The 26,414-nt window shown below is 35.7% G+C and carries 24 protein-coding genes; 11 read left to right on the top strand and 13 right to left on the bottom strand.

Annotated features, from left to right (window positions below; translation table 11 throughout):
- The first annotated feature begins 16 nt into the window (after positions 1-16).
- Positions 17-541 (top strand): hypothetical protein, encoded by a 525-nt coding sequence (locus LNQ34_RS16605; protein WP_230000499.1) that lies wholly within the window; start codon positions 17-19, stop codon positions 539-541.
- Positions 542-659: 118 nt separating this feature from the next.
- On the opposite strand, the gene LNQ34_RS16600 is transcribed toward LNQ34_RS16605, so the two are convergent.
- The 3 genes from LNQ34_RS16600 to LNQ34_RS16590 form a co-directional block, all read right to left on the bottom strand.
- Complete coding sequence (locus tag LNQ34_RS16600) at positions 660-1,415, bottom strand: hypothetical protein (RefSeq protein ID WP_202704235.1); 756 nt, start codon at positions 1,413-1,415, stop codon at positions 660-662.
- Positions 1,416-1,874: 459 nt separating this feature from the next.
- Positions 1,875-2,915, bottom strand: coding sequence for a cysteate synthase (gene capA, locus LNQ34_RS16595; RefSeq protein WP_202704234.1), 1,041 nt, complete (start codon positions 2,913-2,915; stop codon positions 1,875-1,877).
- Between the two features lie 70 nt (positions 2,916-2,985).
- Positions 2,986-5,121, bottom strand: coding sequence for a S9 family peptidase (locus tag LNQ34_RS16590; RefSeq protein ID WP_230000498.1), 2,136 nt, complete (start codon positions 5,119-5,121; stop codon positions 2,986-2,988).
- Positions 5,122-5,188: 67 nt separating this feature from the next.
- On the opposite strand from LNQ34_RS16590, the gene LNQ34_RS16585 reads away from it, so the two are divergent.
- Positions 5,189-5,509, top strand: a complete 321-nt coding sequence (locus LNQ34_RS16585) for a YbaB/EbfC family nucleoid-associated protein (RefSeq protein ID WP_017498214.1) — start codon at positions 5,189-5,191, stop codon at positions 5,507-5,509.
- Between the two features lie 144 nt (positions 5,510-5,653).
- Here the strand turns inward: LNQ34_RS16585 and LNQ34_RS16580 are convergent, their stop codons facing one another.
- A complete protein-coding gene (locus LNQ34_RS16580; RefSeq protein ID WP_017498347.1) occupies positions 5,654-6,673 on the bottom strand; it encodes a threonine aldolase family protein in 1,020 nt (339 codons plus the stop codon).
- A gap of 151 nt (positions 6,674-6,824) precedes the next feature.
- Here LNQ34_RS16580 and prfB point away from each other — a divergent pair.
- From prfB to hemN, 8 genes are all read left to right on the top strand, one after another.
- A protein-coding gene (prfB, locus tag LNQ34_RS16575) for a peptide chain release factor 2 (protein WP_202704231.1) occupies positions 6,825-7,923 on the top strand; the annotation gives its coding sequence in 2 pieces (ribosomal slippage) (positions 6,825-6,887 and positions 6,889-7,923; 1,098 coding nt in all).
- Between the two features lie 166 nt (positions 7,924-8,089).
- On the top strand, positions 8,090-8,536 hold the full coding sequence (gene msrB, locus LNQ34_RS16570) for a peptide-methionine (R)-S-oxide reductase MsrB (protein ID WP_230000497.1): 447 nt from the start codon (positions 8,090-8,092) through the stop codon (positions 8,534-8,536).
- A gap of 348 nt (positions 8,537-8,884) precedes the next feature.
- Positions 8,885-9,883, top strand: coding sequence for a UDP-3-O-(3-hydroxymyristoyl)glucosamine N-acyltransferase (gene lpxD / locus LNQ34_RS16565; protein WP_230000496.1), 999 nt, complete (start codon positions 8,885-8,887; stop codon positions 9,881-9,883).
- A 406-nt stretch (positions 9,884-10,289) separates the two neighbouring features.
- Positions 10,290-11,918 (top strand): acyl-CoA carboxylase subunit beta, encoded by a 1,629-nt coding sequence (locus LNQ34_RS16560; protein WP_202701419.1) that lies wholly within the window; start codon positions 10,290-10,292, stop codon positions 11,916-11,918.
- Between the two features lie 123 nt (positions 11,919-12,041).
- Positions 12,042-12,464 carry a DoxX family protein gene (locus tag LNQ34_RS16555; RefSeq protein WP_017498342.1) on the top strand — a complete coding sequence of 141 codons (423 nt, stop codon included), beginning with the start codon at positions 12,042-12,044 and terminating at the stop codon, positions 12,462-12,464.
- 121 nt (positions 12,465-12,585) lie between these two features.
- On the top strand, positions 12,586-12,933 hold the full coding sequence (locus LNQ34_RS16550; RefSeq protein ID WP_202701417.1) for a hypothetical protein: 348 nt from the start codon (positions 12,586-12,588) through the stop codon (positions 12,931-12,933).
- 111 nt (positions 12,934-13,044) lie between these two features.
- A complete protein-coding gene (locus tag LNQ34_RS16545; protein ID WP_230000495.1) occupies positions 13,045-13,515 on the top strand; it encodes a hypothetical protein in 471 nt (156 codons plus the stop codon).
- A 257-nt stretch (positions 13,516-13,772) separates the two neighbouring features.
- On the top strand, positions 13,773-15,137 hold the full coding sequence (gene hemN / locus LNQ34_RS16540; RefSeq protein WP_230000494.1) for an oxygen-independent coproporphyrinogen III oxidase: 1,365 nt from the start codon (positions 13,773-13,775) through the stop codon (positions 15,135-15,137).
- 737 nt (positions 15,138-15,874) lie between these two features.
- Here hemN and LNQ34_RS16535 read toward each other — a convergent pair.
- From LNQ34_RS16535 to LNQ34_RS16500, 8 genes are all read right to left on the bottom strand, one after another.
- Entirely contained in the window at positions 15,875-16,576 is a 702-nt protein-coding gene (locus LNQ34_RS16535) for a sulfite exporter TauE/SafE family protein (protein WP_202701410.1), read from the bottom strand.
- A gap of 111 nt (positions 16,577-16,687) precedes the next feature.
- On the bottom strand, positions 16,688-17,137 hold the full coding sequence (locus tag LNQ34_RS16530) for a FixH family protein (protein WP_230000493.1): 450 nt from the start codon (positions 17,135-17,137) through the stop codon (positions 16,688-16,690).
- Between the two features lie 11 nt (positions 17,138-17,148).
- Complete coding sequence (gene ccoG, locus LNQ34_RS16525) at positions 17,149-18,567, bottom strand: cytochrome c oxidase accessory protein CcoG (protein WP_230000492.1); 1,419 nt, start codon at positions 18,565-18,567, stop codon at positions 17,149-17,151.
- A 4-nt stretch (positions 18,568-18,571) separates the two neighbouring features.
- A complete protein-coding gene (locus tag LNQ34_RS16520; protein WP_202701406.1) occupies positions 18,572-19,513 on the bottom strand; it encodes a cbb3-type cytochrome c oxidase N-terminal domain-containing protein in 942 nt (313 codons plus the stop codon).
- A 2-nt stretch (positions 19,514-19,515) separates the two neighbouring features.
- Positions 19,516-19,710, bottom strand: a complete 195-nt coding sequence (locus tag LNQ34_RS16515; RefSeq protein ID WP_202701404.1) for a CcoQ/FixQ family Cbb3-type cytochrome c oxidase assembly chaperone — start codon at positions 19,708-19,710, stop codon at positions 19,516-19,518.
- 7 nt (positions 19,711-19,717) lie between these two features.
- Complete coding sequence (ccoN, locus tag LNQ34_RS16510; protein ID WP_230000491.1) at positions 19,718-21,904, bottom strand: cytochrome-c oxidase, cbb3-type subunit I; 2,187 nt, start codon at positions 21,902-21,904, stop codon at positions 19,718-19,720.
- Between the two features lie 2 nt (positions 21,905-21,906).
- Positions 21,907-22,098, bottom strand: a complete 192-nt coding sequence (ccoS, locus tag LNQ34_RS16505; RefSeq protein WP_202701399.1) for a cbb3-type cytochrome oxidase assembly protein CcoS — start codon at positions 22,096-22,098, stop codon at positions 21,907-21,909.
- Positions 22,099-22,208: 110 nt separating this feature from the next.
- Complete coding sequence (locus LNQ34_RS16500; RefSeq protein WP_202701397.1) at positions 22,209-24,602, bottom strand: heavy metal translocating P-type ATPase; 2,394 nt, start codon at positions 24,600-24,602, stop codon at positions 22,209-22,211.
- 203 nt (positions 24,603-24,805) lie between these two features.
- On the opposite strand from LNQ34_RS16500, the gene LNQ34_RS16495 reads away from it, so the two are divergent.
- A complete protein-coding gene (locus tag LNQ34_RS16495) occupies positions 24,806-25,486 on the top strand; it encodes a Crp/Fnr family transcriptional regulator (protein WP_230000490.1) in 681 nt (226 codons plus the stop codon).
- Here the strand turns inward: LNQ34_RS16495 and mazG are convergent, their stop codons facing one another.
- On the bottom strand, positions 25,487-26,257 hold the full coding sequence (gene mazG, locus LNQ34_RS16490; protein WP_202701395.1) for a nucleoside triphosphate pyrophosphohydrolase: 771 nt from the start codon (positions 26,255-26,257) through the stop codon (positions 25,487-25,489).
- Between the last annotated feature and the right edge of the window lie 157 nt (positions 26,258-26,414).

The following is a 26,414-nucleotide window of genomic DNA, read 5'->3' as shown; positions in this document are numbered from 1 at the left end:
GCACTGAAATAACAACATGAAAAAAATTATAATCTATCTTATCATTATTTATTCAATCTTTTACTTAATCATTGAATTAACATATGATTTTCCAAAGATTAAGACAACTTATTCTTATTTATGGGCTAAAGAAGGAATAGTTCGTGATACTCTTTTAGTTCGTTCAGATGCCCCTGCTTCACATTCAGGAACAACCTCTACATCTGTAGTATATAAAGGGGTTTTAAGTTCTAATAATGAAACTGCGCAAATAACATTGTCTAACAGTGTATATCCCTATCTTAATGAAAGAAAAGACTACTCAAAGAATAAACCAAATAAAATAATTGTATATCATTCAAATCTATCCAGTCACTTTTTATTCATAGAAAAACCGGATAGTGCTTTAGCACTTGGATTGACATACTTTATAGATCCTGCCCTATTCATACTATCAATAATTTTGATACTATATTTATTAATTTTAAAAGCAAAAAAAAATCTCCCCTCGCGCTTTAAAGTATTCAATTATCTCACTAAAAAAATGAATAAAAACTCATAATACTAACATTATTTTTTACTTACACATTTCCAAGATAGTATCTCAAAAACAACTCCTCTACATACATCAAAAGCTCTGCCCCCCCAGAGCTTTTTTTATTCAAAAAACAACAAATCAATCAATTCTCTTTAATCACTTTTTTCTCTGTATAGTTAATCCCTAGTCCCCCGGCAATGTAAACTTTAATCAATTCCTCCGTATTGATCTTTATATTTTGATGAAGAACATTTCCTTTCACTTTTTTACTATCAAAAGGGATCATTTTAGATAAATAATAATCCCCGCTTGAGATTGTAATCATAAGGCCTTCACCGTTTTTAGAAACCAGGGACGTAATCGAAAAATCACCAGTTTTTGGGTTTATTTTCATAGGAGGCTGTGAATCATTGATACTAAGGATTAAATTCGGATAGATCTTGCCGTTTAAAGGCCTGTTTGTTTTTGCATCTAACAACTTCCCTTTGATGGTTATCGAAATTTCTTCCTGAATGGTTTGACTAATGGCTATTTTACCCAAAATATTACTTTTAGGTACTGATTCATTTATTTCAGTTTGAACCGGAGTTTTTTCCTGTCCTGTAACATTTGATGCTAATAGAATTGAAGCTGCTACTGCCGCATACTTCAGATTATTCATTTTAGAAGTCTCCTGGTGTACAAACTCCTCCTCTAACTGTGTTGTTCTTAATCGGGCACAAATGTTCTGATCTTTATTATTGGCGATGAACCGGGCCACTTCAGTATTCGTTTTTCGACTTAAATCAATTACATTCTTTGCACATGAATTACAAAACGAGCCTTGTGAATTAGGAATCATATTATCAAAATTTTCAGAACAAGGGTCGGCTATTTCTAAAGTGAATTTCTTTTTCATACGATACTATTTTTAGTTCAAATCGTTCAAAGACGATTATACTTCTATAGAGTGTATTTTAGATGAAAAGGTTGGGAAGACCCCAAATAAAAATCTCACTCTATCTTGCTATCGGTTTCAAAAAATAGATTTTGATTCAAATTATCTGTTATATTTACAAAAAAAATAAAACCATGAAAACATCAAAATACACCAGATATGCAATAATCCTTTTGGTTATTGTATTCGTTGTCCTAAGTGTGCTAAGCTAAAATGATAATCATCTGAAAAAAATCTACTTTAAGCTGACACGTATTCTATAACCGGTAACCTCAATCATGTTACCGGTTTAGTTTTATATTGGACCTGTTTAAAAACAGAGAATCGTTTAAAATTGATCGCTTCCAAAAAGTTCAGATGTAAAAAAAACTCCATCCGTAAAACGAATGGAGTTGTATAGTATAAAAGCAGTTTAAAGTACTACTTCACAAATTCAATTTTTTGAACTTCTTCTTCATTAACACTGTCAAAAAAGCCTTGTTCGTTCATCCAGTCATCGCTGAATACTTTGCTCATATAACGAGAACCGTGATCCGGGAAAATCGCAATAATATTACTGTCTTTTGTAAATTCTCCTTCTTCAGCATACTGCTTAATGGCCTGCATTACAGCTCCTGAAGTATATCCAACAAATAGCCCTTCCTTTCTGGTAATCTCTCTTGCAGAGTGAGCACTTTCTTCATCCGTCACTTTCATGAACTTATCGATGATATCAAAATCTGTAGCCGAAGGAATTAAATTTTTACCTAAACCTTCTATGCGGTACGGATAAATCTCTTTGTTGTCGAATTCTTTCGTTTCGTGGTATTTTTTTAATACTGATCCAAAAGCATCAACACCTAAAATTCTGATATTTGGATTTTTCTCTTTTAAGAATTTTGCAGTTCCTGAGATCGTTCCTCCTGTTCCGCTGCAGGCAATAAGATGCGTAATTTTTCCTTTGGTCTGTTCCCAGATTTCTGGTCCGGTAGAGTTGTAATGCGCATCAATATTCAACTGATTAAAGTATTGATTAATGTATACAGAACCTTTTGTTTCTTCGTGTAAACGTTTCGCTACATTATAGTATGATCTTTCATCATCTGCTGAAACGTGAGCCGGGCATACATAAACTTTAGCCCCTAAACTCCTCAACATGTCAATTTTATCTTTCGATGACTTTGAACTTACTGCCAAAATACAATTATAACCTTTTATAATGCTTACCATAGCCAAACTAAAACCTGTATTACCGGATGTCGTTTCGATTATGGTATCACCTGGCGACAGAATACCTCTTTTTTCGGCCTCTTCAAGAATGTATAACGCTATTCTATCTTTTGAGGAATGTCCTGGATTAAAAGCTTCTACCTTTGCGTAGAAATTGCCTTCTAACTCTTCGGTGATTTTATTTAGTTTAATAAGGGGGGTATTGCCTATTAATTCTAAAACATTATTATAAGCGTTTATTTCTTCTTTCATAAAAAAATAGTTAATCAAAGGCATTTTAAAATAACCTTGATAGGTTGCAAATTTAACAAAAAAAATCTAATTAGCTTTTAATTTTTTCTAAATCTAATAAAAAACTAAATTCCTTTGCTAAGTCTTTTAAAGCCTCAAAACGTCCCGAAGCCCCACCATGTCCGGCATCCATATTGGTGTCTAAAAACAATAAATTGTTATTTGTTTTTAAGTTTCTCAATTTGGCAACCCATTTGGCAGGTTCCCAATATTGCACCTGCGAATCATGCAATCCGGTAGAAACATACATATTAGGATAATTTTGAGCTTTTACATTATCATACGGCGAGTACGATAACATATAATCGTAATATTTTTTATTATTGGGATTTCCCCATTCATCATATTCTCCTGTGGTCAACGGAATACTGTCGTCCAGCATTGTGGTAATAACATCTACAAAAGGCACCTGAGCGATTATTCCGTTATACAGTTCCGGTGCTTCATTTGAGATAACTCCCATTAAAAGTCCTCCGGCTGATCCTCCTTCTGCATACAAATGTTTAGAAGAAGTAAATTTTTCGTTAATTACAAATTTAGAGCAATCGATGAAATCTGTAAAGGTATTTTTCTTTTTTAACAGTTTTCCATCTTCATACCATTGTCTGCCTAAATCTTCTCCTCCTCTGATATGAGCAATTGCATAAACAAAACCACGATCCAGTAATGAAAGTCTTGTAGAAGAAAAATAAGTATCCATTGTGATTCCGTAAGAACCATAAGCATAAAGAAGTAACGGATTTTTACCGTTTTTTTCCAATCCTTTTCTGTAAATCATCGAAATAGGCACTTTAACACCATCTCTGGCTATCGCCCAAACACGCTCTTCGATATAATTTTCTTTATCAAATTTCCCTCCTAAAACCTCTTGCTCTTTTAAAACTTCTTTGGTTTTTGTCTTCATATTGAAATCGATCACAGAAGATGGCGTTGCCAAAGATTGGTAACTGTAACGCAAAATATCCGTATCAAAATCAACATTTGTTGTGGTGTAGGCGTTATACGTTTCGCTGCCAAAAGGCAAATAATAATCGGGTTCACCATTCCACGGCATAATGCGAATGTGATTCAAACCATTTGAGCGTTCTTCCACCACTAAATAGTTCTTAAAAATTTCAATATCTTCCAATAAAACATCTTCACGATGCGGAATAAGATCTACCCAATTCCTTTTTCCTGTTTTATTTTCAGGAGTTTTCATCAGTTTGAAGTTAGTTGCCTTGTCTTTATTAGTCAAAATATAAAACGAATCTTCATAATGCGAAATACTGTACTCCAGCCCGCGAACACGGGTCTGAAACACTTCAAACTCCCCATCCGGGTTATCAGAATTCAAAATTCTGTATTCTGTAGTTAAGGTACTTCCGGAGCCAATTACAATATATTTTCTTGATTTCTCTTTGCTGACAGAAACATTAAAGGTGTCATCAGTTTCATTAAAAACCAAAACATCCTCTGTAGCAACTGTATGTAATTTGTGTCTGAAAATTTTATCCGCTCTTAAAGTTACCTGGTCTTGTTTGGTATAAAAAACAGTTTTATTATCATTAGCCCAAACCGATCCTCCGGTTGCATTTTCGATTTTATCGGGTAAAATTTCTCCCGTTTCTAAGTTTTTAAACTGAATCGTGTAAATTCTTCTTCCTACAATATCAACTCCGAAACTTGCCAATTTATTATCAGGGCTAATACTTAAACCTCCTAATTTAAAATAAGCATGTCCTTTTGCCAGTTCATTACAATTGAATAAAATTTCTTCAGCTGCTGAAAGGCTGCCTTTTTTTCTGGCAAAAATCGGATAATCCTGACCTGTCTCAAAACGGGTGATGTAATAATATCCGTTGTAAAAATAAGGAACAGAGGAATCATCTTCTTTAATTCTTCCTTTCATTTCTTCATACAAATCTTCCTGAAGCCCTTTTGTATGCGAAGTCATACTCTGGTAATAGGCATTTTCCTGATTCAGATAATCAATTACCTCAGGATTTTCGCGATCATTTAACCAGAAATAATTATCGACTCTGGTTTCTTTATGTTTTTTTAGTGATTTTGGAACTTCTTTGGCTATTGGGGCCACTATATCGTTTTGCATTGATTGAGCATTAGTTTTTAAATACGAAGCAGCAAAAATACTATAAACACAACAGAACCAAATTAATTTTTTCATAAAATATATATTGCTTTGATACAGCAATATACTAATTTTGTACGGAATAATTTAAAAATCAACAAAAATGGATTTAATGGGAATGATGGGTAAACTTAAAGAAACCCAGCAAAAAATTGAAGATACAAAAAAACGTTTAGACACCGTTTTGATTGATGAACAAAGCGCTGACGGATTATTAAAAATAACATTAACAGCCAATAGAAAAGTAAAATCAATCAGTATTGATGATTCTTTATTGGAAGATAAAGAACAACTTGAAGACTACCTTATTGTAACTCTGAATAAAGCAATAGAAAAAGCAACAAGCGTAAACGAAAGAGAATTGGATGCCGTTGCCAAAATGGATATGCCAATGATTCCGGGAATGGATAATCTTTTTAAATAAAAGCACTAAGACACTAAGGTTCTGAGATACTAAGTAACCAAGGTTGGATTTTAAATGCTAGTTGTAAAAAAAATGCTGTCCCTTTAGGACGGCATTTTTTTTAATACTTTTTCACTCAGAACCTCAGAACCTTAGTCCCTTTCATCAGAATTTCTGCAACGTCTCAATTACATAAGTATGCATTACTTCTTTGTAATCTAAATGTGTGACAATTCTAAGCTTATTATGTCCCATCGAGCTTATTAAGATATTTTTTTGTTTTAGCTTTTCAATCAAAAGCTGATCACTATATCCTTCTGCCAAAGAAAAAATCAAAATATTCGTTTCTACAGGCTCTATTGCTGAAACCCAAGATTTTGTACTTAATACAGCCGCAATTTCTTTAGCTCTTCTGTGATCTTCTGCCAATCTTTCAATATTATGTGCCAAAGCGAACAATCCCGCTGCTGCTAAATATCCTACCTGACGCATCCCTCCACCAAGTATCTTCCTTATTCTCAACGCTCTACGAATATCTTCTTTCGTTCCAAGCAGCACAGAACCTATTGGAGCACCTAATCCTTTAGACAGACAAACCGATATTGTATCGAAAATTGCTCCAAATTCTTTTGGGTTTTGTCTTTTAGCCACCAATGCATTCCAAATTCTGGCTCCATCCAAATGGAATTTCAGATTATTAGCATCACAAACTTTTTTTATCTCTCTTAAATCTTCCAATTCATAACAAGCCCCACCTCCTTTATTGGTGGTATTCTCTACACAAACCAAACTGGTTAATGGACTGTGATAAAACTCAGGATCATTGATTGCCGCAGCAACCTGACTGGCATTTATCATCCCTCTGTGTCCGTCTAACAAACAACAGGATACACCGCTGTTGAACGAAACTCCTCCTCCTTCATAATGATAAACATGAGCATATTTATCTGCAATCAATTGTTCTCCGGGCTGTGTATGTAATTTAATTGCGGTTTGATTTGCCATAGTTCCAGACGGAAAAAAAAGCCCGGCTTCCATACCAAAAAACTCAGCAACTCTAGTCTCTAATTCGATAACTGTAGGATCTTGCCTGTATACGTCATCCCCAACATGAGCATTAAACATATACTGCAACATTTCATATGTTGGTTTAGTAATGGTATCGCTAATTAAATTTATTTCCATATTCTAAAAACTATATCTTATTTTTGTACAGCAAAATTACGTATTACTGTTAGTTAATTTTGGTAAGTTTCAGTAAATTTTAACTTCCCGATAACGATAGAACCAAATTAACGTAATATTTGTAAAAAACATATAAAACTACTATTAATTTATGACAACGACCGAACAAATAAAAGGTATTGTGGAGCGCCTTGGTGCGTTGAGGAGGTATCTTTGACGTTGATGCCAAACTAATCGAAATTGCGAACGAGGAAGAAAAAACTTTTGCACCTGATTTTTGGAACAATGCAAAAGAAGCCGAAGCTATTGTAAAAAACCTTCGAAACAAGAAAAAATGGATCGAAGATTACAACAAAGCAATCGAACTTACTGATGAATTGCAACTTGCGTATGATTTTTATAAAGAAGGCGAACTTTCTGCAGCAGAGTTAGACGAACATTACAACACCACTCAGGCTCATATTGAAAACATCGAATTTAAAAACATGCTTTCGGATGAAGGAGACAGTTTAAGTGCCGTAGTACAAATTACAGCCGGAGCCGGAGGAACTGAAAGTTGTGACTGGGCCGGAATGCTGATGCGTATGTACATGATGTGGGGAGAAAGTTACGGTTACAAAATCAAAGAACTTAACTTTCAGGAAGGTGATGTAGCCGGAATTAAAACTGTAACTTTAGAATTCGAAGGAGATTATTCTTTCGGTTATCTAAAAGGCGAAAACGGAGTGCATCGTTTGGTGCGAATCTCTCCTTTTGACAGTAATGCCAAACGTCATACTTCGTTTGTATCTGTTTATGTCTACCCGCTTGTTGACGATAGTATCGAAATTGACATTAATCCTGCCGATATCGAAATTACAACTTCCCGTTCCAGTGGTGCCGGAGGGCAAAACGTAAATAAGGTCGAAACCAAAGTGCAATTAGTACACAAACCAACCGGAATTCAGATTCAATGTTCTGAAACAAGATCTCAACAGGACAACAGACAACGTGCTATGCAGATGTTACGTTCTCAATTGTACGAAATTGAGTTAAAAAAACAACAAGCACAACGTGCCGATATCGAAGCCGGAAAAATGAAAATCGAATGGGGTTCACAAATACGTAATTACGTAATGCAACCTTATAAATTAGTAAAAGACGTTCGTACAGGCTATGAAACCAGTGATGTTGATGGCGTTATGAATGGAAATATAGATCCGTTCCTAAAAGCCTACTTAATGATGATGGGACAGAAAGAGGAAGAATAAATTAGTAATCAGTATCCGGTCGCAGTTTGCAGTCGCAGTAAACTGAATACCGAGACTGAATACTGAGACTAACAACTGACGACTGAGACTGACAACTGACGACTGAGACTGACAACTGACGACTGAAAACTGACGACTGACGACTGAAAACTTAAAAAATATAGTTATGATAAAATGGGCAGATGTAATTCATTTTACAAATAAAGGAAATCCTATACCGGAAAAAAGAGTAGAAAAAACGGAGGAAGAATGGCAACAGCTTTTAACTCCTGAAGAATTTCAGGTAACCCGATTAAAAGGTACCGAAAGATCCTTCAGTTCTGAACTTTGCAGTTTGTTTGACCCCGGAATTTACGAATGTAAATGCTGTGGAACTTTATTATTTGATGCTTCTGAGAAGTTTGAGTCAGGAACAGGATGGCCCTCATTTACTCAGCCTTTAAAAGAAAATGCAATTGCATACCATGCTGACAAATCATACGGAATGATTCGGGTTGAAGTCGTTTGCAATACCTGTGATGCCCATTTAGGACATGTTTTTCCAGACGGTCCCGAACCAAGTGGCCTGCGATATTGTATTAATGCTGTTTCTCTTTCTAAATTAAAAGATTAAAAAAATTAAAAATCGATTCCTTTAACAAAGCGAATCGATTTTTTTTTATTACATGCTTTTTTTTAAATAAATTTGTATTACATTTGTAAACCACTACTTATCAATAAATTAATTATTGATTTTCCAATTCAAATCGAATTCCCCCTTATTCGTATCAAAAAACAGGAGTACTAACTTGAATACAAACTAAAAGACTATTAACAAATAAACCCTTAAACTGTTAATATTGTAATATTTAAGCTATTATTCTAAACATATTTCAATAAACCCATATATAATATTAGGTAATTAAAATCTAATTGATTTTATTTGGGAAAAATTAACCCTATAATCTATTACATTCATTAAATGAAATCCTATTCCATTCAAGAAATTAACGAAGTAATCAATGGCGTAATTTACGGCACTACTTCACAAAGCATTACAGCCACAGAGCAACTAGAAAAAGCGACAACTTCAGAAATTTCATTTATAGGAAACAAAAAATATGAAAAATACTGGTCAACTTCAAATGCATCTATTGCAGTAGTTAACGAAGATATTTCAATAGAGCCAGGGGAAAATCGTGCCTTTATCAAAGTAAAAAATGCCGATCTGGCCATGTCACAAATTCTAGCCCTTTTTGCCCCTCCTGCCCCAATATTCCATACTAATATTCACAAAACTGCTACTGTAGATGAAACCGCCATTATTGGAGAAGGTGCCAAAATTGGTGCCGGTTGCTACATTGGACCAAAAGTAGAGATTGGCTCCAACAGCACTATTTATCCAAACGTAACTATTCTTGACGAATCAACCGTTGGTAATAATACTGTTATTTGGTCCGGAACAGTTGTAAGGGAACGTTGTCATATTGGAAACGATTGTATCATTCATCCTAATGCAACAATTGGCGCTGATGGTTTTGGATTTCGTCCATGCAGCGAGAAAGGATTAGTGAAAATTCCGCAAATTGGAAACGTAATTATTGGAAACGGCGTTGAGATTGGTGCGAATACTTGTGTAGACCGCGGAAAATTCAGCTCTACTATTCTTGGTGATGGCTGCAAAATTGACAATTTAGTACAAATAGGACACAACAGTAAACTAGGTAAGTTTTGCATCATGGCAGGAAACAGCGGCTTAGCCGGTTCTGTAACTTTAGGTAATGGTGTTATCATTGGCGGAAGCGCTTCCATCAAAGACCATACAACAATTGGTGATGGTGCTGTAGTTGGAGCAGGCTCAGGAGTGATCTGTGATGTTGCTGCCGGAAAAACCATGTTAGGTTATCCTGCTGTAGAAGCCAGAGATGCCTTAAAACAATGGGCTCTTCTGAAACGAATGGTTTGCGATACTAAAAAATAATCTGGTAATTATAACCTTTGGAATAATTAAATTTAACACATAGAAACATCTTTTTAGTAGTCCAAAAAAGATGTTTCACTTAGTTAAAAAGCAAAAAGTTTGACTATGTGAAAGAAATATATTTCTTTTTTGTACTCTTTCTTTATACCCAAAAAACTATGTTTCTATGTGTTGAATATCATTTTTCACAATTACAACCAACGAGTTAAAATCAATATCAAAAAGACCGGAAGTTCGCTTCCGGTTTTTTTATGTCCGAAACAGGCACCTTACTTCTTCTAAAAGGTACTGAAAATTTAACTAGCAGAACCTTCATTTAATTTCACAACAGCACAATATTTATTATGTGGGTTTCAATTGATTTTGTAAATTAGCCAACACTATTTTGTTAAAACATTAAAATATTATGGATTTAAACTTCAATAAAAACGAAGATCACAATAAATTACTAATTTCTGAACTAAAACAAAAATTTACTAAAGTAAAATTAGGAGGAGGCGAAAAACGTATTGAAAAACTACATGCTGAAGGCAAAATGACCGCACGCGAACGTATTGACTACTTATTAGACGAAAATTCTAAAAGTATTGAAATCGGAGCTTTTGTTGGCGAAGGAATGTATGCCGAACACGGCGGCTGTCCGTCTGGAGGTGTTGTCATTAAAGTAGGATACATCAGAGGAAAACAATGCATAGTGGTAGCCAATGATGCTACCGTAAAAGCCGGTGCCTGGTTTCCGATTACCGGAAAGAAAAACCTGCGTGCACAAGAAATTGCCATGGAAAATCGATTACCCATCATCTATTTAGTAGACAGTGCTGGTGTTTATCTTCCCTTACAAGATGAAATTTTCCCTGATAAAGAACACTTCGGAAGAATCTTTAGAAACAATGCACAAATGAGTAGTATGGGAATCACCCAAATTGCCGCTGTAATGGGCAGCTGCGTTGCCGGAGGTGCTTACCTACCTATTATGAGTGACGAGGCTTTAATCGTAGACAAAACCGGAAGTATTTTCCTTGCAGGAAGCTATTTGGTTAAAGCAGCCATTGGAGAAACCATCGACAATGAAACTTTAGGAGGAGCTACAACACATTGTGAAATCTCAGGTGTTACCGATTACAAAGCCAAAGATGACAAAGATGCTTTAGAAAAAATAAAAAACATCGTAGACAAAATCGGTGATTTTGATAAGGCTGGCTATAGCCGTATCAAAGCTGAAAAACCAGCTCTGGAGCCAAAAGATATTTATGGAATCCTGCCAAAGGCGAGAAATGAGCAATATGATATGATGGAAATCATCAATCGACTGGTTGATAATTCAGAATTTGAAGCTTACAAAGAAGGTTACGGTCAATCTCTAATCACAGGATATGCCAGAATTGACGGCTGGGCAGTTGGAATTGTAGCCAATCAAAGAAAAGTGGTGAAAACTAAAAAAGGAGAAATGCAATTTGGAGGAGTTATTTACTCCGATAGTGCTGATAAAGCGACCCGTTTTATTGCCAATTGCAATCAGAAGAAAATACCTTTAGTCTTTTTACAGGACGTTACCGGTTTTATGGTCGGATCAAAGTCAGAACATGGCGGAATTATAAAAGACGGTGCTAAAATGGTAAATGCGGTAAGCAACTCGGTTGTGCCAAAATTTACGGTTATCGTTGGAAACTCTTACGGTGCCGGAAACTACGCAATGTGTGGAAAAGCTTATGATCCAAGATTAATTTTTGCCTGGCCAAGTGCTGAACTTGCTGTTATGGGTGGAACTCAGGCTGCGAAAGTACTTGCTCAAATCGAAGCTTCTTCTCTAAAAGCAAAAGGAGAAATCGTAGACGAAGAAAAAGAAACGGAACTGTTTAACAAAATAAAAGCGCGTTATGATGCACAAACCTCTCCCTACTACGCTGCTTCAAGATTGTGGACAGATGCTATTATTGATCCTCTTGACACCCGTACCTGGATTTCTATGGGAATTGAAGCTGCCAACCACGCTCCTATTCAAAAACCCTTTAATTTGGGAGTGATTCAGGTTTAAGTTTTAAGACATTCCCGTAAATGCGTTAAATAAAAAGTAAAAAACTTATTTTCAGTTACTTAAAAATAAATATATCATTAAAAATCAGTAACTTTAGTAAGTAATTTTTAATCACGTAATATCATGGAAAATGTAAAAAGCTTAAATAAATGGGCCAATTCGCACACTTATTTACCTGTAGATTTAGTACGTATTGTATTGGGTGTTTTTTTATTTATGAAAGGAGTTTCATTTGTAACGAATGTTCAGTATCTGCATGATTTAATTTCTCCTATTGATAAATTTGGTGGCGGAATGTTTCTGTTACATTACATCGCACCAGCCCACATGATTGGAGGTATCATGATTGTTTTTGGGCTCCTTACCCGTTGGGCAATAGCTGCTCAATTACCCATCCTTTTTGGGGCCGTGCTGATTAATTTTATGGGACACATGCATTCTGAAAGCTTGATTCTTGCCATTGTGGTTTTATTGGTTTGTGTGTTCTTTTTATTCTATGGAAGCGGAAAACACTCAGCTGACTATTATTTCAAAATGCAACAATAACTTTGTTTTATCCTCAACTGTACCAATTAAAAGTTGAGGATAAAATAATTAGCCCCTTTTCAAACGTTAATTAATGCTGTAAAATTTCCTTAATTGTCTTTTAAGCGTTAAATTCGCGACCATGAATTGGATTCGTAAGACTGTTGCTTTTATATCACTTTTGATCATCACTTTTTTTGCCACTCAGGCAAACGAGTCTGTTGTTGACAAAAGTGAAAGTAAAAAAACAGACACTACTTTTTCAATCGACTATACCGACTCTTTGGCTTTTATTCAGCCACAAACAGGTTATCATTTGATAGGGAATATCAAAACCAATCCTTCCGGTTTAATCAAATGGTTTGACTCTTTATTGGTCGCTGTTCCTCAGCATCAGACCGTAAATACTGCCTCAAACTTTGCCAATCAGTTTAACACTCAGAGCAAAAAGGTTCTTTTAATGCTCTACCCCTTCCATTTTTTCTGGTAGATTACTTTATGAATTTTTAGTCGAAAAGATCTTTCTTTTCCCCATTATTAAGCCGTTTTCAATCTGAAAACTGTTTACTATTTCATATCAATTTATCAAATTTTAAAACAAATGGAAACAAGTGTAACCATAATTGGTATTGTGATCGCCATCATAGTAGCCATTCCTATTTATTTTTCAGCACGTTCAAACGCTGCCAACAAATCTAAAATCCTAAACATAAAAAAGAGATTCAATCCAACACATCCGGAAGACTTTGATCTGACCGAATCTCAAAGCAATAAAACACTGACAATTGATCAAAAGAATAAAAAATTCATTCTGATGAATTTCAATCCCAATCAGGAAGAATCTACTTATGTTGATTTGAAAAATGTCTCTTCCTGCAAATTGGCACTAACGACCGATGGAAACTCGGATACCATTCTAAAAATAGATTTTGAATTTCTGGACAAAGAAACTTTAAAAAAAAATATAATTGCTTTCTATGATTTCAACGATGACCGTATTAAACAAATAAGCGCTTATCAGGATCATGTATTTGCAAAAAAATGGCTTAAAATCATTCAGGATTCTATTTAAATGTTAGTTATTTAATTCAGTAAAAGAGGCTCAAAATGGGCTACCGTGTGAACACAAATTCTACGAATTTGCACAAATTTTAATAGGTTAACCTTTTTAGTGAAATTAATTTCACTAAAAAATTGATGACAATTCCTGTTACTTTCTATACTTATGTCCACATCGTAGCTCAAAATGAGTCTCTTTTTTTTATATGATATTTGTCATTTTATTTTCGGCAGCAGTGCTCTAATTTTGAGGATCAAAAATCCTCTTTTATGAAAATTTCATTAACACAAAAATACAACGTTCCCGGCCCAAGATATACCAGTTATCCTACGGTTCCTTATTGGAATGAAAATAATTTTAACGAGCAAAATTGGATTGCATCATTCCAGAGGGCTTTTGCAGAGAGCAATTCTCAAAACGGAATCAGTTTGTACATTCACCTGCCTTTCTGTGAAAGTTTATGTACCTTTTGTGGATGTAACAAACGAATTACTAAAAATCATAATGTTGAAGAAACTTATATAAAAGCTCTTTTGAAAGAATGGAGTTTATACTGTAATTTACTTCCGGAAAAGCCAATTATAAAAGAGATCCATTTAGGTGGCGGAACTCCAACTTTCTTCTCTGTAAACAATCTGGAACAGCTTATCAATGGTATTTTTAAAAATGCCCGGAAAGCCGAAAACTACGAGTTTAGTTTTGAAGGCCATCCGAACAATACCACTTACGAACAGCTTAAAAAGTTGTATCATTTAGGTTTTCGAAGGGTAAGTTTTGGTGTTCAGGATTATGCGGAAAAGGTTCAAAAAGCAATTCATAGGATTCAGCCTTTTCATAATGTGGCAAAAGTTACCTTTTGGGCCAAAGAAATAGGATATACTTCAATCGGTCATGATATTATATTTGGTCTGCCTTTTCAAACGGTAGAAAATGTTATTGATACTGTTGAAAAAACGAACTCCTTAAAACCGGATCGTCTGGCATTTTACAGTTATGCCCATGTGCCCTGGATCAAAGGCAATGGCCAACGTGGATTTAATGACGAAAACATTCCGAAAGATGCCGAGAAAAGAAAACTATATGAAGTTGGTAAACAATTACTGGCACAAAACGGTTATCATGAAATTGGAATGGATCATTTTGCCTTCGCCTCTGACAGTCTATACAAAGCGGCGCAAAATAAAAAACTACACCGAAATTTTATGGGTTACAGCGCCTCAAAAACACAGCTTATGATAGGCTTAGGGGTTTCCTCTATTAGCGACAGCTGGTATAGTTTTGCTCAAAATACCAAAACTCTGGAAGAATACTACCAATTGTTGGAATCAGACCAACTACCAGTGGTGAAAGGCCACATTCTTGATGATGAAGATCTAATCATCCGAAAACATATTTTAAACTTAACCTGTGAATTTGAAACTTCCTGGAGTGATGAATCTTTATATTTCAAAGAAATTCCAGCGGTTTTATCCGATTTAAAAGAAATGGAAAACGATCAGTTAGTTGTAATTGAAGAGAATAAAATTAAGATTACCGAAGCAGGAAAACCTTTTGTACGTAACATTTGTATGGCCTTCGATCTGCATTTAAAAAGAAAATCTCCGGAAACAAACCTGTTTTCTATGACGGTTTAAATTGCTCTGGAAGAGCATTAACAAAAGCAACAAGCAGATCATTCGTAATGCTCCGGATAATTGTTTATGTCATCGAAAGGATAAAAATTAAAGCGTAACAAAAAACTTTTATACCGTTTTCATGAAATCCTCTAAGAAATTGTATTGCTTTTATCCAAATCAACATGATCCCTGGAGGCTCTTGCCCTTTCAGGGCAATTCTACCTCTATAATCAACTCATAGTACTTCGCACTATGCTGTTGCTTTTTTTGGGCTTTCAGCCCATTTCTTCCTAACTTTTCGGATCAGCTGAAAATCTGCGAACGGATAAAATTTATTGTGATTATAAAGGTTTGGTCATTAATGTCAAATGAAATATCATTTTAGAAGATCATATCTTATTCAGAGCCTTCTTTTCCTTACATAAATGTTCGAAACGCTGACAAAGGGCTGAAAGCAATTTTCGTCCCTTACAGATCCCAATAAAAAAAGTTTATATTCTTGAAGAATCTCACACAAAATATACCGGATGCTTTTCTTAGCGATCAAGCCTTTGTCCTTTCAGAGCATAACCTATAATTACCATCATCATTGATAACGCTACAAACAAGACTATTACCAGAGCTCTTTCATCGCAAATCCAACCAGATCTCTTCTATTCAGATTATGCAATCTTTTTACTTAATTCTTAACTTTTGCAACTGATCCCTGATTTACTTCAATGCTACACCATTTTTCGCATGATCTCGATCCCCTTTTAATGACAATTAGGAGTTGACTGAACAAACAAACTCATATTGGATGGAGAAATGTAAGGAATTCCGAGACCTAATCCCCTCAGGATAAATAATACTCCGATAATAACAGCAACATAGGGAATTGCTTTCTGAATCTTATTTCGGAATGGAAGTTTAATTAATGAATTAACATACACCACAACTGTCATTAACGGTATTGTTCCCACACCAAACAAAAGCATGTACAGCACTCCTAAACCGGCGCTTTGCATGGCTATAGCTCCAAATAAGGCTACATAAACCATTCCGCAAGGCAAAAAGCCATTCAACAGTCCTATTGTAAAGAGAGATTTGTAGCTTCTGTCTTTAAATTGATTCCCTAAGCTTGATTTTACCCGGGAGATAATTTTATAGACCGGTTTGGAAAAGTTGTATTTAGAAAAGACCTTTTCAGGAATTAGAACAATGGCTATCATCGCCAAGCCAATAAAAATGGACATATTTTGCTGAAGCCCGGCCAAAAAGAATCCTCTTCCTAATAAACCAAAAATAAGTCCAATGGTTGCGTATGCTGTCAATCGACCTAAATGATAGGTAATAATCTGAGTCACCTTTTTAGCTTCATTTTGTCGATCGACAGGCAACATCATAGCAATTGGACCGCACATTCCGATACAGTGTAAACTGCTGATTAATCCAAATATAAAAGCGGAATACAACATCTTTTTAGTTTTTTGATACAGCTTGCTTTACTATTGCTAAGCAAAAATGCTGTGCGAATAAAGACAAAATCAACTGAAAAGGAATCTTTTCAGTTGATCGGTCTTAAAATATTAATTTACATAGATTACCTCTTTAGACAGGTATTTTTTTCCTCCGTACTGCCATTCCATATTGACGTCCCAACGTCCTTTCACGAGTTTGTTTTTCGGAATTAACAATGCTGAGTTTGTTAAAGCAATTTGGGTATTAAAATCAAATTTCTTATTTGACGGACGGTATAACAATATGTTACCTTTGACTTTATCGTTTTCAAAAACGGCAGGAAAAACAATTTCAACTCCATCTTCGTGATAGGCAATTGAAGGTTTTTGCTGTAAATCCTGAGCGTTCTGAATACGTGCCATTTCTTCCTGAAAATGTGAATCATGCTTATAGTATTCTTCGACAACCAAATCATTGTCGTATTTACTATTCGATTGTACTTCAAAAACAAAATATAAAATGAAACTCATAAACAATGCAAATGCAATGACAATTCCGGTACCCCAATTTATTTTCATAATTGTATTTTTTAATTAAAACTTCGCGGACCTAAAAAGTTAGTCGTAGTGGTTTCCAGCAGCTCTTTGCCATTATAAACCCCTATTTTAACTTTCGTTTTATCGCTCTCCAGAAGTACTTCGTCTATTTCTATGAACAATGTTCCTTGCGAAATGCCTTCTTTACCTACTTTAAAATGCGTTTTTCCCACATTTTTAATTTCACCTTTTTGATCAATTAGCTCAAAATGGATATCCTTATAATCTTTCATCGTCTTATTGACAATTTTATAGGTATACACATTACTAATTTTATCTCCTTTGTGCTGAAAAAGCTGTCCTGGTAAACGTAGAATAATAGCCTGAACATCGGTTCTTAAAAACAACATTCCAACAAACACACTTAACAGAATAAACAAAACGGCTGTATATCCTTTCATTCTTGTGGTGAACTTAAAAGACGCTTTTTTCTCGATCTCGTCTTCAGACGCGTAACGAATAAGTCCTTTAGGCAAACCAACATTTTCCATGATGGAGTCACATTCATCAATACAGGCTGTGCAGTTGGTACATTCCAGCTGTGTTCCGTTTCTAATGTCGATACCCATCGGGCAAACGTGTACGCATTGATGACAATCGATACAATCTCCTTTTCCGGTTAAGGCTCTGTCTTCTTTTTTACTGAATTTAGCTCGGCCTTCCTCCTTCTCTCCACGTACAAAATCATACGCCACATTAATAGACTTATTATCCAGCAGTACCCCTTGCAAACGCCCATAAGGACAGGCAATGATACAGACCTGCTCGCGGAACCAGACAAATACAAAATAGAAGACTCCTGTAAAGATAAGCAATGCGATAAAATTACTGGCTTGCTGAATTGGCCCTTGCTCTACCATCAGGAAAAGTTCATCACTTCCCACCAGATAGGCTAAAAACACATTGGCAATTCCGAAAGAAATCAGGAAAAAGAGAGTCCATTTAGTGGTTCTTTTTCGGATTTTCTCCGCATTCCATTCCTGTTTTGCGAGTCGCATTTGTGCACCGCGGTCTCCGTCGATCCAATATTCGATTCGCCTGAAGACCATCTCAAGAAAAATAGTCTGTGGACAAATCCATCCGCAAAAAATCCTTCCAAAAACGACCGTAAACAAGATGATGAATACAACACCCACCAACATTGAGATCACGAAGAGATAAAAATCCTGTGGCCAGAATGGAAATCCGAATATATTGAAACGTCGTTCGATAATGTTGAACATCATAAACTGGTTTCCATTTACTTTTATAAACGGATTCGCGATTAAAATGGCCAACAAAACATAACTGACAATCTTTCGGTATTCGTAGAATTTACCAGACGGTTTTTTAGGAAAAATAAACTTTCTCTTACCGCCTTCATCAATGGTTCCAATGGTATCTCTAAAAGCTTCGTCTGGTAAATTTGACATGGTATTATTTTTTAACTTCTGTACTATCTTTTGTTTTATCTGCTGTGTCGCCTTTTTTAGGGGCGCTTTGGTCTACCCAAACTTCTCCTTCCGGTTCTTTTGGATCTTTTGGATTACTGCCTTGTAAAGACAAAATGTAACTTGCTACTTTTTGAATTTCCTTTGGCTTCATCCCATTGGTTTTCCAGGAAACCATTCCTTTTCCGTCACGTCCTCCATTGGTAATCGTATGGAAAATTTCTTTAATCCCGCCTCCTAGAATCCAGTGATCATCCGTTAGATTTGGTCCAATTTGACCACCACCGTCTGCTCTGTGACAGGCTGCACAATTGGTCATGAAGATCTCCTTACCGGCTGCTAAACTTGCATCATCTGTTAGTAAGACAACCGTTTTTTCATCCATCAAATCAGGAGCCGTTTTAAGATATTCCTCGACATCTATTTTGGCCTGAGCCATTTCTTTTCTCAGCTCAGTTTCCTGATCGTCTCCTCCAAAAACATCGTAACGAGCTACATAGATTACACCAAATATGATACAGATGTAGAATAGGTATACCCACCAAGGCGGTAAATTATTATCTAACTCTTTGATACCGTCATAATCATGATCCATCAACAAATCGCCTTCTTTTTCAATGGGTTCTGTTTGAGTTAGTTTATGCATCAACTCTTTGTACCAGGTACTTTCGGTCAGACTTAAACTCTTTTCATGATCAGCTTTTGCTTTTTCTTCCGGCGACATTAATTGGTACATTACCCTATTAACAGCACTCAACGTTATTTCGATTGCAATCAGAATAAACAGAAAAACAAAGAGAAAAATGGAAACCATTGGATACTTAATAAAAGCCGGCCTGTCACCTGAATCTATAAAATATTCCATGAGCGCAAAGACAATGAAAAAAATCAATGGCACTCTTACATATACTGGGAAAAATCTTTTCATTTTTATTTATCTTTTGAAATTATAATAAGCCCTTCATCCAAAGGTATCGCACTCATCTCCTCTATTTTTTCTTTCTTATAGGAGAACACCCAAAAACCCAGGCCTACAAAGAAGAAAAAGAAAATCAACAGAGAAAGTATCGGGTAAATTTCGATACCCGCGATGTTCTCCATATTGTGTTTTATTTGTTCAAACATGATGCTGTTATTTAGAAGGTTGTTTTACTTTGATGTCCGTTCCAAGTCTTTGTATGTAAGCAATTAGAGCGACAATTTCTCTCTCGTTCATCGGAACGAATTTTTCGCCTTTTGCAATTGCTTTTTTCTTACTGTCCTCGTAACTTTTTACATAATCAGGATCGTTTTCCAGACTTTTCTCAATCGCCATCGCCTGTGTTCTTAAAGTTTGAGGAGCATTTTTAATTTCTTCCTCGGTATAAGGAACCCCCAGTGACACCATTGCCTTCATTTTCTTCTGAGTCAGAGAAACATCCATTGCTTCATTATCAAACAACCATTTGTAACCCGGCATGATTGATCCTGCTGAAGTACTTTGTGGATTCCACATATGGTTAAAATGCCAGTTGTCATTATATTTTCCACCTACTCTCAACAAATCGGGACCTGTACGTTTTGAACCCCATAAAAAGGGATGATCGTATACAAACTCTCCAGCTTTTGATTGTGGTCCGTAACGCTCTACTTCGCTTCTGAACGGACGAACAGATTGTGAATGACATCCCACACAACCTTCTCTTATGTACAAGTCACGTCCTTCAAGTTCTAAAGGCGAGTAAGGTTTCACGCTAGAGATCGTCGGAATATTAGATTTCACCATAATAGTTGGTACAATCTGAATGACACCTCCAATTAAAATAGCAATCGTAGCTAAAATGGTTAACTGAATTGGTTTTCTCTCCAACCAGGTATGGAATTTCTCCCCATTAAGTCTTCCACTGCTGATTCTTTGTAATGCCGGAGCCTGAGCTAATTCGTCTTCGATTGTATTACCCGCTTTTACGGTCATAATAATATTGTAAACCAATGTCAGCATTCCAAGCAGATACAAACTACCTCCGATGGCCCTCATCCAATACATTGGCATAATAGCCGTAACGGTTTCAAGGAAGTTACCATAAACTAAAGTTCCATCAGGGTTAAATTGTTTCCACATCGAAGCTTGTTGAAAACCTGCTACATACAATGGAATTGTATAAATAATGATTCCTAAAGTTCCAATCCAGAAATGGAAATTGGCTAATTTTTTAGAAAACAAATCCGATTTGGTCATTCTCGGAATCAACCAATAAATAATACCAAACGACATGAAACCGTTCCAGGCTAAAGCTCCTACGTGTACGTGTGCAACGATCCAGTCCGTATAGTGCGCAATAGCATTTACATTTTTTAAAGAAAGCATTGGTCCTTCAAAAGTGGCCATTCCGTATCCGGTAATGGCTACTACAAAGAATTTCAAAACTGGTTCTTCACGCACTTTGTCCCATGCTCCTCTCAAGGTTAAAAGTCCGTTGATCATACCTCCCCAAGATGGAGCAATAAGCATTACTGAAAAAGCAACTCCTAAATTTTGCGCCCAGTTTGGCAAAGCTGAATACAATAAGTGGTGCGGACCTGCCCAGATATAAATAAAAATCAGCGACCAGAAATGGATAATTGATAATCTATAAGAATATACCGGACGATTGGCTACTTTTGGAACAAAGTAATACATGAGTCCTAAAAACGGCGTTGTAAGGAAAAATGCAACTGCATTGTGGCCATACCACCACTGAACTAGAGCATCCTGAACCCCTGCGTAAACGGAGTAGCTTTTTAAAGCTGAAACCGGAATCTCAATGTTATTGAAAATATGCAACACTGCTACTGTAACAAATGTGGCCAGATAAAACCAAATGGCTACATATAAATGACGTTCTCTACGACGCAGCATGGTACCAATCATATTAATCCCCATTACCACCCAAATAAGAGCAATCGCAATATCTATTGGCCATTCTAATTCAGCATATTCTTTTGAAGAAGTATACCCTAAAGGCAAGGTGATTGCTGCGGCGACAATGATAAGCTGCCAGCCCCAAAAATGCAGATTACTTAAAAAGTCGCTGAACATTCTGGCTTTTAGCAAACGCTGCAGCGAATAATACATCCCTGCAAAAAAGGCATTCCCAACGAAGGCAAAAATTACCGCATTGGTGTGCAAAGGCCGTAGTCGCCCATAACTAAGCCAGGAGATCCCATCAGTTATGTTGGGAAAAAGGTACATCACCGCAAGGGTAAGCCCTACTAACATCCCCACTACTCCAAACAGGATAGTGGCGTAAATGAATTTTTTAACAATTTTGTTGTCGTAATAAAACTGTTCCATTTCCATAATTATACTTGTTTTTCTTTTATTGGTAAATTGTTCTTTGGGCTGGTAATTTTGGTCTCATCATCAAAAAGCATTCTGACTGAGGGTGTATAATCGTCATCGTATTGTCCTGATTTAACAGCTACAATAAAAGCAACAAAGAATCCAATTGCTACGAAAATACTTACTGAAATTAATAGATAAATAACACTCATACCTTACGTTTTATACTAACAAAATTACTCGCTTATTGCCTGGCAAAATATGATAATTATCATAAGTGATGTTCTTATGTTAAAAATATAAAAAATAGTTTTAGAATTATTTATAATGATTTTAAACTACTACCACTGAAGTAGTTAGACATAATCGTAACAAAACTTACAATCGTAATTGTGCTTAAAGGCATAATAATAGCCGCAACCAATGGCAACAAATTTCCTGTAATTGCGAAAGAGAGTCCGACAATATTATACAGCAGTGACAAGACAAAACTCATTTTAATAATTGTAATCGATTTGTGTGATAATTTTAAAAAATAATTTAGTCTCGAAAACTCACTTGCATCCAGTATAGCATCGCAGGCAGGAGAGAAAACATTGACATTTTCAGAGATCGAAATTCCAACATTACTTTGTGCCAAAGCACCTGCATCGTTTAAACCGTCTCCAACCATCATCACATTACAACCTTCGTCTTGCAATTTTTTGATAAATTCTAACTTTTGCTCCGGCTTCTGATTAAAAATCAATTCTGTGTTTTTGGGCAAAATGGCTTCCAAAGTAGCGCGTTCTCCATCATTATCACCTGAAAGCACCTTTATTTGATACTCATGACTCAATGTTGAAAAAAGTTTTTCCAAACCATCCCTATATTTATTCTGGAATGTAAATTTCCCATAATAAGTACCATCGATTCTAATATGAAGACCTGTTTTTTCGATTTCAGACAGTTCCGTTACAGGGCTATCAACAAAGGCTGCGGATCCAATTTTGATTGTAGCATTCTCTGTAGAAGCCTGAATTCCTTTTCCGGTAATTTCCTGAAAATCATTAATTTTTATTCTATCTGAATCCGGCAGGAAATCATACAACATTCGGCTCAAAGGGTGATTAGAAGCACGAAGCACATTTTTAATAAGTATATAATTTTCTTCAGAGAGAGAGTTTCCCTCATACACAATATTCGATTTCTTGTTAGTGGTGATCGTTCCGGTTTTGTCAAAAACAATCGTATCCACTTTTGCCAGCTGCTCAATTACTAACGCATTTTTGAGATACATTTTTTGCTTGCCCATGATTCGCAGTATATTACCAAACGTAAAAGGTGCAGTAAGTGCCAATGCACATGGACAGGCGACAATCAGAACCGCAGTAAAGACATTAAAAGCGGTATTGGCATCAATAAAAATCCAATAACCAAAGCCCGCAAAAGCAACTAATAATAACAATGGTGTAAAATACCTACTAATCGCATCGGTTATTGTTTTGTGCTTTTGAAGCACTTTTTTCTGGAAGATTTCATTACTCCATAATTGTGTCAGATAACTTTGTGACACCGAATGCAACACTTCCATTTCGATCACTTTCCCAATATGTTTCCCTCCGGCAAAAACTTTATCTCCCGATTTCTTAGTGATTGGAACCGCTTCTCCCGTCACAAAACTATAATCGATTTCTGCCTTTTCACTAATCAGAATTCCATCAACAGGAATAAGCTCCTGATTTCGAATGAGCAATCTGTTTCCTTTTAAAACATCGTAAACAGGAATACTTTCTTCTGAAGTATCTGAATTAATTCTGGTCACAGCAATTGGAAAATAGGATTTGAAGTCTCTTTCGAAACTTAAAAAACTATAGGTTTTAATCTGAAACATCTTTCCTAACAACATGAAAAAAACCAGTCCTGTCAAGCTATCAAAGAAACCTGATCCATAATTCATGACGATATCAAAAGTACTTCGAACAAACATTACAATAATTCCCAATGCAATTGGAATATCGATATTCAGCATTCCCGATTTGATACTCTTGTAAGCAGAAACATAGTAACCACTTGCCGAGTACAAAAAGCTGGGCAAAGCCAAAATAAAAATCAGGATTCTGAAAAAAGGTTTGTAATTGTCCAGCCAGAATTCTTTTATTTCAAAATATTCCGGAAATGATAGTAACATGATGTTTCCGAAGCAAAAAAAGGCAACACCTAATTTATACGTTAAGCTTCTGTCGACATTATTTTTACCCGTTTCATAATTTTCCAGACTAATATAAGGTTCATAGCCTATAGAACTAAGCATATAAACGATAGTTTTCAAAGAAACGGTATCTGAATTAAAAGTAATCCGAACCCTTTTCTCCGGGAAATTCACCTGAGAAAGACTTATGCCAGGTTGAATTTTGTTTAAATTCTCTAAAATCCAAATGCAGGAACTGCAATGAATATAAGGAATGTTTAAGGAAACAATAGCGGTATTTCCTTCCTGAAATTCTAATACTTTCGAAAGAATAGCCTCATTGTCTAAAAAGTCATATTTACCTGTGATATCCTGTGGAGTAGCGCCGGGTGCATTTTCAAAATCATAATAACCGGTTAAATCATGAAGACTAAAAATTTCGTAAACCGTTTTACAACCGGCGCAGCAAAACTTCTTTTCATCAAAATTGATTACTTCATTTTTAGGAATCGTAAGTCCGCAATGAAAACAACTTTGTTCACTCATAATTTGTTTTTTTTTGATACCACAAATATTCAAAATAAGAGGTGACTTTAAATATGACATTTATCATACTACAAAGAAATCCGTTTCTAATTTAATGAAATAAATCCTTCAAATAGCGTTGTCAGATTTTTTATGTTTTTTTTCAGCCCGAACACTAGCTGCGAAAGCGAATATTGGTTAATTTTGTAATAAATATTTTTGCTATGAATAAATGTGACCAATGTATCGTAAGACAGCTTTCTTCTCTAAAAGCACTCAATAAAGACGAAGTTGTGAAACTGGCGAATAGCAAAACAACTTACACGATAAAAAAAGGGGATGCGCTTTTTGAAGAAGGTGAAGTTACGAATGGAGTTTATTGTGTAAAAGACGGTGTTGGAAAACTCTCTAAATTAAGTGCCAACGGAAAAGATCAAATTGTAAAACTGGTAAAATCAGGAGAACTTTTAGGTCAGCGTTCTATGATCAGCAATGAACCTGCTAACTTAACAGCCAAAGCCGTTGCTGATATGGAAGTATGTTTTATTCCGAAAGCCGAAATTCTTCACTTTTTCAATAACAACAATCAGTTCTCTATGAATTTAATGCAGTCGGTTTGTGAGGATTTAAAAGAATCTGAAAACGATAAAATTGCATTGGTACAAAAAACGGTGAAACAGCGTTTAGCCGAAACTTTGCTGCAGTTGCATGACGATTTTGGTGAGAATGCGGACAATACCCTGAAAGTTCAGCTTACAAGAGAAGAACTGGCAGGTATCATAGGTACGGCCACAGAAAGCTGTATCCGATTGTTATCCGATTTTAACAAACTAAATTTAATTGAATTAGTAGGTAAAAAAATCAAACTTAAGGACATCAAAGCCTTAAAAAAGCTGGCAGAATAATTACTGCTTTTTAGCTTCGTTCCAAAAAACATCCATTTCGGCCAACGTCATATCCATCAAAGGTTTTCCCATCTCAGCTGCTTTGCTTTCCAGATACTGAAAACGACTGATAAATTTTTTATTGGTACGCTCCAAAGCATCTTCGGGATTTACATTTAAAAAACGGGCGTAATTGATCATAGAGAATAAAACATCTCCAAATTCGGCCTCTATTTTGTCCTGATCGCCTGCTTTTACTTCAACTTGCAATTCTTCCAGTTCTTCCTGTACTTTGTCCCAAACCTGATGCGGTTCTTCCCAGTCAAAACCAACTCCTTTTACTTTATCCTGAATTCGACTGGCTTTTACTAATGCCGGCAAACTTCTCGGAACTCCTTCTAAAACTGATTTTTTACCTTCTTTCAGCTTTAACTTTTCCCAGTTTTGTTTTACTTCTTCTTCGTCTTTGACTTTGGTATCACTGTAGATATGAGGATGACGATGAATGAGTTTATCACAGATTTCGTTACACACATCTGCCATGTCAAAATCGTTGGTTTCAGAGCCTATTTTCGCATAAAAAACAATATGCAACAGCAAATCACCCAGTTCTTTTTTTACTTCATTTAAATCATTGTCTAAAATAGCGTCACCCAGCTCATAGGTTTCTTCAATGGTAAGATGCCTAAGTGTTTGCAAAGTTTGTTTTTTATCCCACGGGCATTGCTCACGAAGTTCATCCATAATAATTAATAATCTTTCGAAGGCCTTAAGTTGAAGTTCTTTGCTCATTTTTGAAATTTTATCCGGGTTGTAACGATTGGTGTAAAAGTAAAAAATCCTGTCAAGAAAACATCTCAACAGGATTAATATATTTTGAAGTATTTAGGTTCTGAGCTTCTAAGATTCTGAAGTTCTAAGATGCTGAGCCTAACCATTTTTTAACAAT

It is taken from the genome of Flavobacterium lipolyticum, from assembly GCF_020905335.1.
Lineage (GTDB): Bacteria > Bacteroidota > Bacteroidia > Flavobacteriales > Flavobacteriaceae > Flavobacterium > Flavobacterium lipolyticum.
The sequence above is the reverse complement of the archived record's forward strand: the minus strand, read 5'-3'. Positions and strand labels throughout refer to the sequence as shown.

Excerpts from the sequence above, each read along its gene's own strand:
- LNQ34_RS16605 (WP_230000499.1), top strand. The coding sequence starts at position 17 with ATGAAAAAAATTATAATCTATCTTATCATTATTTATTCAATCTTTTAC.
- LNQ34_RS16600 (WP_202704235.1), bottom strand. The coding sequence starts at position 1,415 with ATGAAAAAGAAATTCACTTTAGAAATAGCCGACCCTTGTTCTGAAAAT.
- capA (WP_202704234.1), bottom strand. The coding sequence starts at position 2,915 with ATGAAAGAAGAAATAAACGCTTATAATAATGTTTTAGAATTAATAGGC.
- LNQ34_RS16590 (WP_230000498.1), bottom strand. The coding sequence starts at position 5,121 with ATGAAAAAATTAATTTGGTTCTGTTGTGTTTATAGTATTTTTGCTGCT.
- LNQ34_RS16585 (WP_017498214.1), top strand. The coding sequence starts at position 5,189 with ATGGATTTAATGGGAATGATGGGTAAACTTAAAGAAACCCAGCAAAAA.
- LNQ34_RS16580 (WP_017498347.1), bottom strand. The coding sequence starts at position 6,673 with ATGGAAATAAATTTAATTAGCGATACCATTACTAAACCAACATATGAA.
- msrB (WP_230000497.1), top strand. The coding sequence starts at position 8,090 with ATGATAAAATGGGCAGATGTAATTCATTTTACAAATAAAGGAAATCCT.
- lpxD (WP_230000496.1), top strand. The coding sequence starts at position 8,885 with ATGAAATCCTATTCCATTCAAGAAATTAACGAAGTAATCAATGGCGTA.
- LNQ34_RS16560 (WP_202701419.1), top strand. The coding sequence starts at position 10,290 with ATGGATTTAAACTTCAATAAAAACGAAGATCACAATAAATTACTAATT.
- LNQ34_RS16555 (WP_017498342.1), top strand. The coding sequence starts at position 12,042 with ATGGAAAATGTAAAAAGCTTAAATAAATGGGCCAATTCGCACACTTAT.
- LNQ34_RS16550 (WP_202701417.1), top strand. The coding sequence starts at position 12,586 with ATGAATTGGATTCGTAAGACTGTTGCTTTTATATCACTTTTGATCATC.
- LNQ34_RS16545 (WP_230000495.1), top strand. The coding sequence starts at position 13,045 with ATGGAAACAAGTGTAACCATAATTGGTATTGTGATCGCCATCATAGTA.
- hemN (WP_230000494.1), top strand. The coding sequence starts at position 13,773 with ATGAAAATTTCATTAACACAAAAATACAACGTTCCCGGCCCAAGATAT.
- LNQ34_RS16535 (WP_202701410.1), bottom strand. The coding sequence starts at position 16,576 with ATGTTGTATTCCGCTTTTATATTTGGATTAATCAGCAGTTTACACTGT.
- LNQ34_RS16530 (WP_230000493.1), bottom strand. The coding sequence starts at position 17,137 with ATGAAAATAAATTGGGGTACCGGAATTGTCATTGCATTTGCATTGTTT.
- ccoG (WP_230000492.1), bottom strand. The coding sequence starts at position 18,567 with ATGTCAAATTTACCAGACGAAGCTTTTAGAGATACCATTGGAACCATT.
- LNQ34_RS16520 (WP_202701406.1), bottom strand. The coding sequence starts at position 19,513 with ATGAAAAGATTTTTCCCAGTATATGTAAGAGTGCCATTGATTTTTTTC.
- LNQ34_RS16515 (WP_202701404.1), bottom strand. The coding sequence starts at position 19,710 with ATGTTTGAACAAATAAAACACAATATGGAGAACATCGCGGGTATCGAA.
- ccoN (WP_230000491.1), bottom strand. The coding sequence starts at position 21,904 with ATGGAAATGGAACAGTTTTATTACGACAACAAAATTGTTAAAAAATTC.
- ccoS (WP_202701399.1), bottom strand. The coding sequence starts at position 22,098 with ATGAGTGTTATTTATCTATTAATTTCAGTAAGTATTTTCGTAGCAATT.
- LNQ34_RS16500 (WP_202701397.1), bottom strand. The coding sequence starts at position 24,602 with ATGAGTGAACAAAGTTGTTTTCATTGCGGACTTACGATTCCTAAAAAT.
- LNQ34_RS16495 (WP_230000490.1), top strand. The coding sequence starts at position 24,806 with ATGAATAAATGTGACCAATGTATCGTAAGACAGCTTTCTTCTCTAAAA.
- mazG (WP_202701395.1), bottom strand. The coding sequence starts at position 26,257 with ATGAGCAAAGAACTTCAACTTAAGGCCTTCGAAAGATTATTAATTATT.